The organism is Streptomyces sp. NPDC046215, assembly GCF_040646215.1.
Taxonomy (GTDB): domain Bacteria; phylum Actinomycetota; class Actinomycetes; order Streptomycetales; family Streptomycetaceae; genus Streptomyces; species Streptomyces stramineus.
Map to the genome: position 1 here is coordinate 29,401 of NZ_JBEYZW010000062.1, position 13,431 is coordinate 42,831.

General features: G+C 72.9%; 13 protein-coding genes. 4 read left to right on the forward strand and 9 right to left on the reverse strand.

Annotated elements, in window-relative coordinates; all coding sequences use genetic code 11:
- Positions 1–535: 535 nt before the first annotated feature.
- The 8 genes from ABZ951_RS23945 to ABZ951_RS23980 all read right to left on the reverse strand — a co-directional run bounded on the left by ABZ951_RS23945 (position 536) and on the right by ABZ951_RS23980 (position 7,112).
- On the reverse strand, positions 536–910 hold the full coding sequence (locus ABZ951_RS23945; protein WP_344089977.1) for a rhodanese-like domain-containing protein: 375 nt from the start codon (positions 908–910) through the stop codon (positions 536–538).
- A complete protein-coding gene (locus tag ABZ951_RS23950; protein ID WP_344089975.1) occupies positions 907–1,449 on the reverse strand; it encodes a cysteine dioxygenase in 543 nt (180 codons plus the stop codon). Before ABZ951_RS23950 ends, ABZ951_RS23945 begins: the two co-directional genes overlap by 4 nt.
- A gap of 67 nt (positions 1,450–1,516) precedes the next feature.
- Positions 1,517–1,603: a putative leader peptide gene (locus ABZ951_RS23955; protein WP_361280649.1), complete on the reverse strand. Its 87-nt coding sequence runs from the start codon at positions 1,601–1,603 to the stop codon at positions 1,517–1,519.
- 32 nt (positions 1,604–1,635) lie between these two features.
- On the reverse strand, positions 1,636–3,432 hold the full coding sequence (locus tag ABZ951_RS23960) for an FAD-dependent monooxygenase (protein WP_344089972.1): 1,797 nt from the start codon (positions 3,430–3,432) through the stop codon (positions 1,636–1,638).
- A 248-nt stretch (positions 3,433–3,680) separates the two neighbouring features.
- Complete coding sequence (locus ABZ951_RS23965; protein WP_344089970.1) at positions 3,681–4,559, reverse strand: amino acid ABC transporter permease; 879 nt, start codon at positions 4,557–4,559, stop codon at positions 3,681–3,683.
- Positions 4,556–5,206: an amino acid ABC transporter permease gene (locus tag ABZ951_RS23970; protein WP_344089968.1), complete on the reverse strand. Its 651-nt coding sequence runs from the start codon at positions 5,204–5,206 to the stop codon at positions 4,556–4,558. Before ABZ951_RS23970 ends, ABZ951_RS23965 begins: the two co-directional genes overlap by 4 nt.
- A 121-nt stretch (positions 5,207–5,327) precedes the next feature.
- Positions 5,328–6,245 carry a glutamate ABC transporter substrate-binding protein gene (locus tag ABZ951_RS23975; RefSeq protein ID WP_344089966.1) on the reverse strand — a complete coding sequence of 306 codons (918 nt, stop codon included), beginning with the start codon at positions 6,243–6,245 and terminating at the stop codon, positions 5,328–5,330.
- 138 nt (positions 6,246–6,383) lie between these two features.
- Positions 6,384–7,112: an amino acid ABC transporter ATP-binding protein gene (locus tag ABZ951_RS23980; RefSeq protein ID WP_344090034.1), complete on the reverse strand. Its 729-nt coding sequence runs from the start codon at positions 7,110–7,112 to the stop codon at positions 6,384–6,386.
- A 329-nt stretch (positions 7,113–7,441) separates the two neighbouring features.
- On the opposite strand from ABZ951_RS23980, the gene ABZ951_RS23985 reads away from it, so the two are divergent.
- Positions 7,442–8,149 carry a response regulator transcription factor gene (locus ABZ951_RS23985; protein ID WP_344089964.1) on the forward strand — a complete coding sequence of 236 codons (708 nt, stop codon included), beginning with the start codon at positions 7,442–7,444 and terminating at the stop codon, positions 8,147–8,149.
- A 15-nt stretch (positions 8,150–8,164) separates the two neighbouring features.
- Positions 8,165–9,604 (forward strand): HAMP domain-containing sensor histidine kinase, encoded by a 1,440-nt coding sequence (locus tag ABZ951_RS23990; protein ID WP_344089962.1) that lies wholly within the window; start codon positions 8,165–8,167, stop codon positions 9,602–9,604.
- Positions 9,605–9,638: 34 nt separating this feature from the next.
- Here the strand turns inward: ABZ951_RS23990 and ABZ951_RS23995 are convergent, their stop codons facing one another.
- Complete coding sequence (locus ABZ951_RS23995) at positions 9,639–10,637, reverse strand: TAXI family TRAP transporter solute-binding subunit (RefSeq protein WP_344089960.1); 999 nt, start codon at positions 10,635–10,637, stop codon at positions 9,639–9,641.
- A 253-nt stretch (positions 10,638–10,890) separates the two neighbouring features.
- Here ABZ951_RS23995 and miaB point away from each other — a divergent pair, with 253 nt between their 5' ends.
- Both miaB and ABZ951_RS24005 read left to right on the forward strand, forming a co-directional pair.
- Positions 10,891–12,414 carry a tRNA (N6-isopentenyl adenosine(37)-C2)-methylthiotransferase MiaB gene (gene miaB / locus ABZ951_RS24000; protein WP_344089958.1) on the forward strand — a complete coding sequence of 508 codons (1,524 nt, stop codon included), beginning with the start codon at positions 10,891–10,893 and terminating at the stop codon, positions 12,412–12,414.
- Positions 12,415–12,590: 176 nt separating this feature from the next.
- Complete coding sequence (locus ABZ951_RS24005; RefSeq protein ID WP_344089956.1) at positions 12,591–13,307, forward strand: class III extradiol dioxygenase subunit B-like domain-containing protein; 717 nt, start codon at positions 12,591–12,593, stop codon at positions 13,305–13,307.
- Positions 13,308–13,431: the final 124 nt, after the last annotated feature.

Below are 13,431 nucleotides of genomic sequence, written 5' to 3' on the forward strand. Positions count from 1 at the left end.
GCGTCGATTCCGTTCCGTCCCGCCGTGCACCGCCTCGTGGGCCCGGCGGGAGGCTCATCGGTGGCCCGGGCGGCCCCGGTGGCCTGGCGGCCTCGGCGGCTTCGGGGACCCCGGTGGCCCGGTGTGTGAGTGGCCGCGTTTCGGGGAGCGGCAGGGCAGTCGCGGGCTTCGCGGATTGGCCGGCGGCGTGGACTCCGTCCGGCCGTGCACCGCCTCGTGGGTCCGGTAGGAGACTCATCGGTGACCCCGGTGACCCCGGTGACCCCGGTGACCCTGGTGCGCTAGTGGCAGCGTCCCGGGGAGCGGCACGGCAGTCGCGGGCCCGCGGATTGGCCGGCGGCGTAGATTCCGTCCGGCCGTGCACCGCCTCGTGGGCCCGGCGGGAGGCTCATCGGTGGCCCGGGCGGCCCCGGCGGCCCGGCGGCCCCGGTGCGCGGAGTGCGCGAGTGGCCGCGTCCAAGGGGCGGCACGGCAGTCACGGGCCCCGCCGGCCCGCCCGCACGGGGCATGAGGCCGCCCGGTGCGGTGGCCGGCCTCAGCGTGTGACCGGGAGCCCCGCCGCACGCCATGCCTGGAAGCCGCCCGCCAGGTCCGTCGCACGGCGCAGACCGAGCAAGCGCAAGGAGGCCGCGGCCAGGCTGGAGGCGTAGCCCTCGTTGCAGACCACGACCACCCGCAGGTCGTGTCCGGTGGCCTGCGCCGCCCGGTGATCGCACAGCGGGTCCAGGCGCCACTCCAGCTCGTTGCGTTCCACGACCAGCGCTCCGGGGATGAGCCCGTCCCGCTCGCGCAGCGCCGCGTAGCGGATGTCCACCAGCAGTCCGCCCCCCGCCTGGGCCGCCGCGGCCTCCGCGGGCCCCAGCCGGTCCAGGCCCACCCGGGCGGCCGCCAGCAGTTCCTCGACCCTCATGCCCACTCCTTCGGCCACTCGACCTGCTCCAGCCGCAGCACCTGCCCCGTACGGCTGTAGCGCCGCATCATCGGCAGCGGCGGGTGATAGGCGTGCACCGACACCGCGTGCCGCCGCGGCGACGGGTTGAACACCTGGTGCACATGGTGCGGCCCGAAGGCCCGGCCGCGCCCGCCGGACAGCTCCCGCTCCCGGTCCACACCGTCCGCCAGCTCCAGCACCTTCCAGCCCTCCGTGGGCAGCTGGGCGGCGAGCGACTGCTCGGTCAGCCGGCCCGCGGCGGTGGCGAAGGCGCCGTGCGAGCCGCCGTGGTCGTGCCAGCCGGTGCCGGAGCCCGGTGGCCAGCCGATGAGCCACGCCTCGCTGCCACCCGGCCCTGCCAGCCGCAGCCAGGTGCGCCCATCGGGATCGAGCGGCAGCGAGGCGATGAGCGCGGCATCGGCCGCCGCCCGGTGGACGAAGTCGAGAAGCGTGGCCGCGGGCGGACCGTCGGCGAAAGCGGTGGATCCGGGCGCGGGAGTGTGTACGGGAAGAGACACAGGAGACCGTCCTGAGTGATCGCGAAGGAGCGCGCGGCACCCGGGCCGGACGCGCGGAGGAAGCGGATCAGCAGGACGGACGACAGACGCAGCCGGCGTAGCGGACCAGGTCGAGATGGACCCTCCGCCAGAAACGCACGCCGCTGTCAGTCACGTTCCGTAGTCAACCACGGCCGCTCGGGCAGGTCAACGGTGGGCCGTAGCCTCTCTGGGCGCACTCTCGGAGGCGCCCGCGCGCCCCGGCCCGCACTCCTCCGCGCCGTCCACACCGCCCGTGCCGCCGGGGTCGTCCGCGCCGCCCGGGCCGTCGGGCCCGTCGGCGTCCCCTCGCGACGGCGCCCCGCCCCGCACCGCGTCGGCGCACGCGTACAGCTCCGCCGGCCGGACCCCGGCCATCGCGGCCACCAGATAGCCGTCCGGCCGGACCAGCAGGACGGTGTGCGCGGCGGCGCCCGGGTACCCCTCGGTGACCAGGAGTTCCGCCCGCATGGGCAGCGCGCCCACCGCGGCGGCGAGCCGTGGCATGAGCCCGGCACCCAGCCAGTGCCTGCGCTCCCACACGCCCGTCCCCGGGGCGACGAGGACCACCAGCAGCGCGCCGCCCAGCCGGTCCCGCAGCCGCACCACGGACCCGTCGGGCGCGGTCACCGGCACGTCCTCGACCGGGGACCCCGGCTCCGTCGCCACCGGAACGGCGCTCGCGGGCGGCCCGGCCGGCGCCAGGGGCGTACGGGGCAGGAGCGGGGGCGCGCCCAGCACTCCGCGCCCGAGGTGACCATCGGTCAGCTGTTCGTCGTGCCCGCGCATGGCGCCCGGCACGAGCACGCGCCCCACCGTGCGCCACCCACCCGCCCCGCGCACCGCGGGCAGGAGCCGGTCGGCGGCGCGGAGCCGCGCGCTGATCGCGCCGCGCCGCTCGGCCTGATAGCTGTCGAGCAAGGTCTCCGAAGCGCCGTGATGCCAGGCCAGCGCCAGCTTCCAGGCCAGATTCCCCGCGTCCCGGAGCCCTTCGTCGAGCCCCTGGGTGCCGAGCGCCCCCAGCAAGTGGGCGGCGTCCCCGGCGAGAAAGGCCCGGCCGGTGCGCATCCGGCGGGTGAGCCGGTGGTGCACGACGTGCACGCCGGTGTCCAGCAGCTCGTACGGTGGCACTTCCCCGCACCACGTGCTCAGGGAATCGCGGACCAAGGTGAGGAGGGCGTCGGGCGTGACGAGATCACCGCCCGGCGGCAGCAGCCAGTCCAGCCGCCAGGCGCTGTCCGGCAGCGGACGCGCCGTCACCTCCCCGCCGCGCGGCGGGGAGCGGTGCAGCACGGCCTCGCCGGGCCAGGGCAGCTCGGCGCGGAGCGCGGCGACCGCGTACCGCTCGACGGCCGTCCGCCCCGGGAAGCGCGCCCCCAGCAGCTTGCGGACGGTCGACCGGGGCCCGTCGCACCCCACCAGGTAACTGCCCCGCCAGAGGGTGCCGTTGTCCCCCCGGGTGTGGGCGGTGATCCCCTCGGCGTCCTGGCGGAGGGTGTCCACGCGGCTGCCGGGCACGATCCGCACCCCGGGCTCCCGGGCGAGGGCGACCCGCAGCTCCCGGGTCAGCGCGTGCTGCGGCACGTGCAGCGGCGACGGCTCACCGCCGGCTCCGCGGCCGGGCCCCGCGTCCTCGCCGTGCTCCCCGGGCTCGGAGTCGTCGGGGGCCGCGGTCTCCTCGGGCCCCTCGTGCGCCGCGAACGGAATGCGGGTCACCACCGCGCGGCGGCGCAGCGTCCGCCACCCCGTCCACCGGGCGCCGTCCTCCGCCGCGTACCCCAGGCGCTCCAGGAACGCGGCGGTGTCCGGGCGCAGCACGACCGTCCGGGCGAGACGCTGTTCCTCCTGGCCGACGGCGTCGGCCGGTGTCTCGTCGAGGAGGACGACGGGCACCTCGTGGCGGGTCAGGGCGAGCGCGAGGGCGAGGCCGACCGGGCCGGCCCCGACGACGATCACCGGGTCCACGGCACGGCTCCCACTGCCCCGCGGCGGCCGACGGCGCCGCCGTGGGCTCCACGGTGCGTGCGGGCCGTACGCGCCGCCTGGGGCGTACGGGGTCCGACGAGGGGGACACGGTGCTCGATCACAGAACGTATGCAACCCATTGCGGGTGCTTGCGTCAAGTGATCAGGCCGCTCCCCGTGGCGCGCCGGAACGAGTGCGCCCCGTCGGCCGCACGGCCGACGGGGCGCCCACGGGGCGGTACGGCGCGCTCAGGCGCCGCCACCGGCGGTGAATCCCGCCTGGGCAGCGGTGTCGGCGGCCGGCATCGGGGGCGGCGTGCCCTTGCGCGAGCGCTTCGTGCGCCGTTCGACCCAGGTGGCGACGGAGGACAGGGCCAGACACAGCAGGATGTAGATCGAACCGAAGACGATCACCATGGGGATGAAGGCGTAGACACCGTTCACCGGCGGGGTCTGCTGGGCGAACGCCTTGCCGACGAACAACAGCTCCTCGTACAGGATGATGAAGCCGAGGGAGGTGTCCTTCAGGGTCACCACGAGCTGGCTGATGATCGACGGCAGCATCGTGCGGGTGGCCTGCGGGATGAGGACGCTCGACATCACCTGGGTCTTGCGCAGTCCCAGGGCGTACGCGGCCTCGCTCTGCCCCTTGGGCACGGCGTTGATGCCGGTGCGGAAGATCTCCGCCTGCACCGAACCGTTGTACAGCGTGAGCCCTATGATCAGCGCCCACATCGGGTCGGACGTGAAGACCCCCGCGAACAGCAGGAAGATCATGATGATCAGTGGCATGGCGCGGAAGAACTCGACGAACGCCGTGCCCGCCCAGCGCACCGGCTTGTGGTCGGAGAGCCTGGCGGCCGCCAGTACCGCTCCGAGCGCCACCGAGAGGACCGCGGCGATCGCGAAGGTCTTGAGCGTCGTCAGCAGGCCGTCGACGATGCGCTCGTGGGTGTTGCTGTACTCGTAGTCGTCCCACAGCTCGGCCTGGAACTGGCCGGTGCCGTCCAGCTTGTAGACGATGAAGGCCAGCAGACCGAGCAGGGCGACGGTGGAGAGGGCGCCGTAGATCCGGTTGCGGACCCGCGCCTTGGGGCCGGGTACGTCGTAGAGGACGCTCGCGCTCATCGGGACACCGCCAACCGGTTCTCCAGCAGCCGGAACAGGCCGCTGATCGCGAAAGTGATGATGATGTAGCAGATCGCGATCCAGAGGAAGATCACATAGATGTTGTAGCCCGCGTCGGCGTTGAGGGTCTTCTGCAAGGAGCCCAGTTCAGTCACGTTGAAGCCCGAGGCGATCGCCGTGTTCTTGGCGAGCGCGATCAGCAGGCTGCCGATCGGCGGAACCGCCGTGCGGGCGGCCTGCGGGAGCACGATCTCGCCCAGGCTCTGGTTGAAGGTCATCCCGAGGGAGCGGGCGGCCTCCGCCTGCCCCACCGGCACGGCGTTGATGCCGGACCTGATGGCCTCGCAGATGAACGCCGACGTGTAGCAGCCCAGCGCCATGACGGCGAGCCAGAAGGAGTCCCACCCCTTGAGGCCCAGCGCCGGCAGCCCGAGCGTGACGGCGAGGAACAGCAGCACCAGGGGGGTGTTGCGCAGCAGGGTCACCCACGTGGTGCCGAATATTCGCAGCGCGGGCACCGGAGAGACGCGGAACGCCGCGATCAGGGTGCCCAGCACCAGGGCGAGCAGGGCGCTGAGCGCCGTCAGCTCGACGGTGCCGAGAAATCCTTCGCGGAATGCCGCGAAGTTGTCCGACAGAACGTTCAAGTCAACTCTCCGGGAATCGCATGGCGGGCATCCGCCGCCGTGGTGTCCGGCCGCCCGGGGACCTCACCGGTCCCCGGGCCCGGCCGCCGCGGCGGGGGGACCGATCAGGCGCGGCCGCTGGTCAGTAGCGGTCGACCGCGGGCGGGGTGGCCTCGGCTCCGGAGAGGCCGAGGGTGGCGTCGTACGCCTTCTTCCAGTCGCCGTTCTTCACGTGGGCCTCGATGGCGTTGTTGACGGCGTCGCGCAGCGCCTTGTCGTCCTTCTTGAGGCCGACGCCGTACGGCTCCTTGGAGAACGGGTCGCCGACGACCTTCAGAGCGCCCTTGTTCTCTGCGGCGTACCCCTTGAGGATCGCGTCGTCGGTGGTGACGGCGTCGACCGAACCGTTGACGAGCTCCTGCACACAGAGCTGGTAGCCCTGCTGGGCCTTGGCCTCGGCCACCCCGTACTTGGGCTCCTTGATGCGCTTGAGCGGCGTGGAACCGGTCGCCGAGCAGACCTTCTTGCCCTTGAGGTCGTCCGGCCCCTTGATGCTGCTGTCGGACTTCACGAGCAGGGACTGCCCGGCGATGTAGTAGGGGCCGCCGAAGCCGATCTGCTTCTTGCGCTCGTCGTTGATGGTGTACGTGCCGACGTACAGGTCGACGCCGCCGCTGGCGATCTGCGTCTCACGGGCCTCGGAGGGGACCGTCTGGAACTTGATGTGCGCCTCGTCGAAGCCGAGGTCGGCCGCGATCATCCGGGCGATCTCGACGTCGAAGCCGGTGCGCTTCTTGGTGCCGGGGTTCTCGAAGCCGAGGCCGGGCTGGTCGGCCTTGGTGCCGATCGTGATGGTCTTGCCCTTGATCTTCTCGAAGACGGGCGAGTCCTTGACGTCGGCGGCGGTGTTCACCTTGTACGTCGGCAGCGGGGGTGCCGACTTGCCGCCGGTCGCCTTGTCGCTCGTGTCGTCGGGGCTTCCCGACTTGCCGCAGGCGGTAGCGGACGCGGTGAGCGCCAGCACCACGACGGCCGCTGCGGCGGTTTTGCGGAGCTTCATGGTGAACATCCTTTGCGTCTGCTGCTGTTACGAGGTGGTCGTGCGGCCGGTGGGCAAGGCGTCCGGCGCCCGACGGGCAGGTGCCCGCCGGACGGCGGGCGGGCCGGGCCGGGCCGGCGTCGAGCGGCCCGGGGGCGGTCAGTGGTGCAGGATCTTCGACAGGAAGTCCTTCGCCCGGTCGCTGCGCGGGTTGCTGAAGAACTGGTCGGGCCGCGCCTCCTCGACGATGCGGCCGTCGGCCATGAAGACCACCCGGTTCGCGGCCGAGCGCGCGAAGCCCATCTCGTGGGTGACCACGACCATCGTCATGCCGTCCCGGGCGAGCTGCTGCATGACCTCCAGCACCTCATTGATCATCTCCGGGTCCAGCGCCGAGGTCGGCTCGTCGAAGAGCATCACCTTCGGATCCATCGCCAGCGCCCGCGCGATCGCCACCCGCTGCTGCTGCCCACCGGACAGCTGCGCGGGGTACTTGTCCGCCTGGGCGCCCACCCCGACCCGGTCGAGCAGGGCGCGGGCCTTCTTGTCGGCCTCCTTGCGGTCCGTCTTGCGGACCTTGACCTGGCCCAGGGTCACATTCTCCAGAACCGTCTTGTGCGCAAAGAGGTTGAAGGACTGGAAGACCATGCCCACGTCGGCCCGCAGCCGCGCCAGCTCCTTGCCCTCCTGGGGCAGGGGCTTGCCGTCAATGGTGATCGTGCCGGAGTCGGTCGTCTCCAGGCGGTTGATCGTCCGGCACAGGGTCGACTTGCCGGACCCCGACGGGCCGATGACCACGACGACCTCGCCGCGCGCAATGGTCAGGTCGATGTCCTGGAGCACATGCAGCGCGCCGAAGTGCTTGTTGACGTTGTGCAGGACGACCAGTGCGTCCGCGGGGGCCGCGGCGGCCGCCGCTGTGTCGGGCACCGGTTGTTCGCTCATCGGCGTTCCTCGCTCCATCCTCCTCGGTTGGGGAGGACCCTAATGAGCCGCAACGACCAGCGTCATTACATCTGAGCTGAAATTGAGCATAACGATCCGGCCGCAAAGGGACACTCTGCGTGAAGGGGGCGCATGGCGCGCGCAAGGGTGGTGCGGGCGTACCGGCTGCATAACGGAAGTCCCCGCACACCCGCAACCCCCTTGACGGGACGGGCGTCCATCAGCGTGGATGCGGTGTTGTCACACCACACTGTCGGACGGAGGGGGGCCGGATGAGACTGCTGCTCGTCGAGGACGACGACCACGTCGCCGCGGCCCTGTCGGCGGTGCTCGCCCGGCACGGCTTCCAGGTCACCCACGCCCGCAGCGGCGAGGAGGCACTGCACCGCCTGCTCCCCGACGAAGGCGCGCCCTTCGCTTGCGTCCTGCTCGACCTCGGCCTGCCCGACCAGGACGGCTTCGAGGTCTGCGGGAAGATCCGCAAGCGCACCGCCACCCCCGTCATCATGGTCACCGCCCGCGCCGACACCCGCTCGAAGATCCACGGGCTCAACCTCGGCGCCGACGACTACGTGGTCAAGCCCTACGACACCGGCGAACTCCTCGCCCGCATCCACGCGGTCGCCCGGCGCACCCCGCCCGCCGACAGCGGCCCCGAGGAGGCGCACGAACCCGAGGCCCCGCGCTCCCTGCAGCTGGGCGCCCTCACCATCGAGCTCCCCAACCGCCTCGTCTCCGTCAGCGGCACGGCCGTCCCGCTCACCCGCAAGGAGTTCGACCTGCTGGCCCTGCTCGCCCAGCGCCCCGGCGTCGTCTTCCGGCGCGAGCAGATCATCAGCGAGGTGTGGCGCACCAGCTGGGAGGGGACCGGACGCACCCTGGAAGTGCACATCGCCTCGCTGCGCGCCAAGCTGCGGATGCCCGCCCTCATCGAGACGGTCCGCGGCGTCGGCTACAAAATCGTCGTCCCGGCTGTGTGACGGTCGTACGAACCAGTGCGCACCCGACTCCTCCCGCTCCTCATCGTCCTGCTGGCGGGTGTCCTGCTGGCCCTCGGCTTCCCGCTCGCCGCGAGCATGGCCGCGGCCGAGCAGCAGCGGCTGGTCGTCGACCGCATCGACGACACGGCCCGGTTCGCCTCGCTCGCCCAGTTCGTCACCACCCGCCCGTACGACCCGCGGGCCGAGACCGACGAGCGCCTGACCATCCTGCGCGACGAACTCATCCGTTACGAGGACGTGTACGACATCAGAGTCGGCATTTTCTACCGTGACGGACGGACCATGGCGGTCGCTCCGGCGCACTGGTCGGTGCCGGACACCGGGGAGGGCCGGCGGGCCTTCAGAGAAGCCCTCGCGGGGCGCCGCAGCCACGACCCCGGACAGGTCTGGCCCTTACAGCACCGGCGGCTCGCCGTGGCCTCACCCGTCATCCGCGACGGTGACGTCGTCGCGGTCGTCGTCACCGACTCGCCCACCGGCCGCCTGCGGTCCAAGATCCTGCACTCCTGGCTGCTGCTGGTCGCGGGGGAGACCGCGGCCATGCTCCTCGCGGTGGGTGCGGCCTTCCGGCTCACCGGCTGGGTGCTGCGCCCCGTACGGACCCTCGACGCGGCGGCCCACGGCATAGCCACCGGGCGCATGAACTCCCGCGTCGCGGTGGACAGCGGACCGCCGGAACTGCGCCGCCTGGCCCGGTCGTTCAACGAGATGGCCGACAACCTCGAAGAAGTCCTGGAGCAGCAGCGCGCCTTCGTCGCCGACGCCTCGCACCAACTGCGCAACCCCCTGGCCGCTCTGATGCTGCGCATCGAACTGCTCTCGCTGGACCTGCCCGAAGGGCACGAGGAGATCGCCTCCGTCCGCGGCGAGGGCAAGCGCCTGGCCCGGGTCCTCGACGACCTGCTGGGCCTGGCTCTGGCCGAGCACGCCCCGGCCGACCTCCAACTGGCCGACATAGCCGAGATCGTCACCGACCGGGTGGGCGCCTGGTCCCCGATGGCCGACCGCGAACAGGTCACCCTCACCTACAGCGGCCCGGCGGCGGTGACCGGCTGGGCCGACCCGGTGGCCCTCTCCAGCGCCCTGGATGCGGTGGTCGACAACGCCCTGAAGTTCACTCCCGCGGGCGCCCACGTCACCGTCAGCGTCGAAGCCGACGGTGACACGGTGGGCATCACGGTCGCCGACGGTGGTCCCGGCCTGACCGAGGACGAGCTCACCCGCATCGGCGACCGCTTCTGGCGCAGCAGCCGCCATCAGAACGTCTCCGGCTCCGGGCTGGGCCTGTCGATCTCGCGGGCCCTGCTGGCGGCCGGCGGCGCCACTCTGTCGTACGCCCCGAACGAGCCCCAGGGGCTGCGGGCGGTCATCCGGGTGCCGCGCGTCTGCTCCGAGCACGTCACCCGGTCGGGCAGGGGCGGCAAGGGGACCTGAGGGACGGTCGTCCGCCGCCCTCGGGCCCCGGCTGTCACGGTTTGACCGACAGGTAGTAGCGCCGGGCACCCGTGTGCAGCGGCAGGGGATCGGTGAAGATCGCCGTGCGCAGGTCGACCTTCTGTGCGGCGTGCACCTTCAGCCCTATGCGGTCGCGGCTGTTCATCACCGAGCGGGTGACGCTCTCCGCGAGCTCCGGGTCGGCGTGGTCCATGGTCATCAGGAGGTTCGCGACGGCGATCGTCTTGACCGCCTGGGAGGCCCGCAGCTCCGGATAGGCGTCCGCCGGCATCACGGCCGCCCGGTAGTGACGCGCCTCCGGCCCCATCGCGTGCAGCGGCGCTATGAGGTCGTCCAGGGGGACGAGGCGGATGGGCAGCCGGGCACCGAGATTCTGCACGGCGGTCGTGGGCAGGCCGCCGGACCAGAAGAACGCGTCGAGCTTGCCCCGCTCCAGCAGCCCCGGCATCTTGTCGATGCCGACCCGCTCCGCCTCGATGTCCCTGTCGAAACCGAGCCCCGCCGCCTTGAGCAGCCGCCGGGTGATCAGCTGCACCCCCGAGTCGTCCGTTCCGACGCCGACGCGCAAGCCCTTGAGGTCGCGTGCCGACCGCACCCGCGAGTCCTTCCGGACCACCAGCTGGATGTAGTCGTCGTAGAGCCGCGCGCAGGCCCGCAGGCCGGCGAACCCGGGCTGCCGCTCGTCACGGTAGGTGGCGACGGAGTCGGCGGTGGCCAGGGTGAAATCGGCGCTGCCGGAGGTGAGCTGCTGCAGGTTGTCCAGCGACCCCTGGCTGCGCTGCAGCCGCACGTCCAGGGAGGGCATGTCGCGCCCCAGGTCCTCCTTGAGGAGGTCGCCGTACTTCGCGTACACGCCGGTCGGCACGCCCGTCGCGAAGGCCATCCGGCCGGTCGGTGAGGAGGTGCCGTGCAAGGACACCAGCCACCACACCAGCAGCGCGAGCACGACGGCCGCCGCCACGCCCGTACGGAGGGCGCGGCGCCTGCCGAGGCGCGGGATTCGGGGGACCATGGGCGGATCCTGCCACCCCCGGGCGGCCTTCGGCAGAGGGCGGACGGACGGAAGGGGCGGGGTGCCCGGGCGGGCGCGCGCTCCGGCCGGCCGGGACGGGACCGACAGGGGGTGAGCCGTGGGCGATCCGCCGACGGCGGCCACGGGGGGGGCGAACCGTCGAAGTGACGCAGGCCACACCCCCGTCCGCCCGTGATCCGGCCCGGCGACGCTCCGGGGCGGAGCTCCACCGGGTACCGCCTACCCTTGTTGCATGACCAGCAGTGACCAGAGCCTTGCCGTGGGCGAAACCAAGACCTACTCCGTGCGCACTTACGGGTGCCAGATGAACGTCCATGACTCCGAGCGGCTCTCCGGTCTGCTGGAAGACGCGGGCTACGTCCGCGCGCCCCAGGACGCCGAGGAGGGGGACGCCGACGTCGTCGTCTTCAACACCTGCGCGGTGCGGGAGAACGCCGACAACAAGCTCTACGGCAACCTCGGCCGGCTGGCGCCCATGAAGACGAAGCGCCCCGGGATGCAGATCGCCGTCGGCGGCTGCCTCGCCCAGAAGGACCGCGAGACCATCGTCAAGCGCGCCCCCTGGGTGGACGTCGTCTTCGGCACGCACAACATCGGCAAGCTGCCCGTCCTCCTGGAGCGCGCCCGCATCCAGGAAGAGGCACAGGTCGAGATCGCCGAGTCGCTGGAGGCCTTCCCCTCCACGCTGCCGACCCGCCGCGAGTCCGCCTACGCCGCCTGGGTCTCCATCTCGGTCGGCTGCAACAACACCTGCACGTTCTGCATCGTCCCGGCGCTGCGCGGCAAGGAGGAGGACCGCCGCCCCGGCGACATCCTCGCCGAGATCGAGACCCTGGTCTCCGAAGGCGTCTCCGAGATCACCCTGCTCGGCCAGAACGTCAACGCCTACGGCTCGGACCTCGGCGACCGCGAGGCGTTCTCCAAGCTGCTGCGCGCCTGCGGGCAGATCGAGGGCCTGGAGCGGGTGCGGTTCACCTCCCCGCACCCGCGCGACTTCACCGACGACGTCATCGCCGCGATGGCCGAGACGCCGAACGTGATGCCGCAGCTGCACATGCCGCTGCAGTCCGGTTCGGACACCGTGCTGAAGGCGATGCGCCGCTCGTACCGCCAGGAGCGCTTCCTCGGCATCATTGAGAAGGTCCGCGCCGCCATGCCGGACGCCGCCATCTCCACCGACATCATCGTGGGCTTCCCCGGCGAGACCGAGGAGGACTTCGAGCAGACCATGCACGTCGTCCGCGAGGCCCGCTTCGCGAACGCCTTCACGTTCCAGTACTCCAAGCGCCCCGGCACGCCGGCGGCCGACATGGAGGGCCAGATCCCCAAGGAGGTCGTCCAGGCGCGCTACGAGCGTCTCGTCGCCCTCCAGGAGGAGATCTCCTGGGACGAGAACAAGAAGCAGGTCGGCCGCACTCTGGACGTCATGGTCGCCGAGGGCGAGGGCCGCAAGGACGGCGCCACGCACCGCCTCTCCGGCCGCGCGCCCGACAACCGCCTCGTGCACTTCACCAAGCCCGACGAGCCGGTCCGGCCGGGCGACGTGGTCACGGTGGAGATCACCTACGCCGCTCCGCACCACCTGCTGGCCGAGGGCCCGGCCAAGGGTGTCCGCCGCACGCGCGCCGGTGACGCGTGGGAGAAGCGCAACGCCGCCCCCGCCGAGAAGCCGGCCGGCGTCATGCTCGGCCTCCCGACGATCGGCGCCCCGGCACCGATGCCCGCCCCGGCCGCCGTGGGCTGCAGCCGCGACTAGGCGGCGACCGGAGGAGGTGGCCCGCACCGGGCGGGCTCGGGGTGGCCCGCCTCCCCGGCTGTCGCAGGGGCGGTGCTCCCCGTGCCGGGCGCCGCGGCCCGACGAGACGTCGCGGGAGGCCCCCTGACGGCGACCGGTACGGCGCGGGCGGCGAGCCGCGGCGTATCGTTCCGGTCATGCTCGTCGCCGCTGCCGTATGCCCCTGTCCGCCCCTGCTCGTCCCGGCGGTGGCCGCCGGGGCGGCCCCCGAGCTGGACGGGCTGCGCGCCGCCTGCGTCGACGCCGTCGGCGTGCTGGCCGCCGCGCGTCCGGACCGCCTCGTCGTCGTCGGCCCGGCCGGAGTCTCCGGCCAAGGGCCGCACCCGCAGGGCACGCCCGGTTCGTTCCGGGGCCTCGGCGCCGACGTCGACGTGCGGCTCGGGCAGGGCGCCCCCACCGGCGCGCGGCGGCTGCCGCAGTCGCTGGCCGTGGCGGCCTGGCTGCTGGAGCGCACGGGATGGGCCGCCGCCCCGGTCGAGGGACTGGGCGTCGCGGAGACGCTGGAGACCGGCCGGGCCCTGGAGGCCGGCCGGGAACTGCTCGCGGGCACCGGCGCCGAGCGCGTCGCGCTGCTCGTGATGGGCGACGGCAGCGCCTGCCGCACCCTGAAGGCGCCGGGCTATCTCGACGAGCGGGCCGAGGCTTTCGACGCCGGGGCGGCCCGCGCGCTGGGCGCCGCAGACACCGCCGCCCTGGCCGCGCTGGACGCCGGGCTCGCGTCCGAGCTGAAGGCCGCCGGGCGCGCCCCCTGGCAGGTCCTCGCCGGCGCGGGCGAAGGCGCCGGCCTGACCGGAGCGCTCCTCCACGACGGGGCGCCCTACGGCGTGGGCTACTACGTCGCGACCTGGTCCTGACCCCGCGCAGGGACCCCGCGGCCCCCTGAGGGCGTCCGGAGCGCTCCCGGGCCCCCGCGGGCGCCCGACCCGCCGCGCGCCCGCGAGGCGCGCCCACAGGGTCGTCAGGACATACGGCGACGGG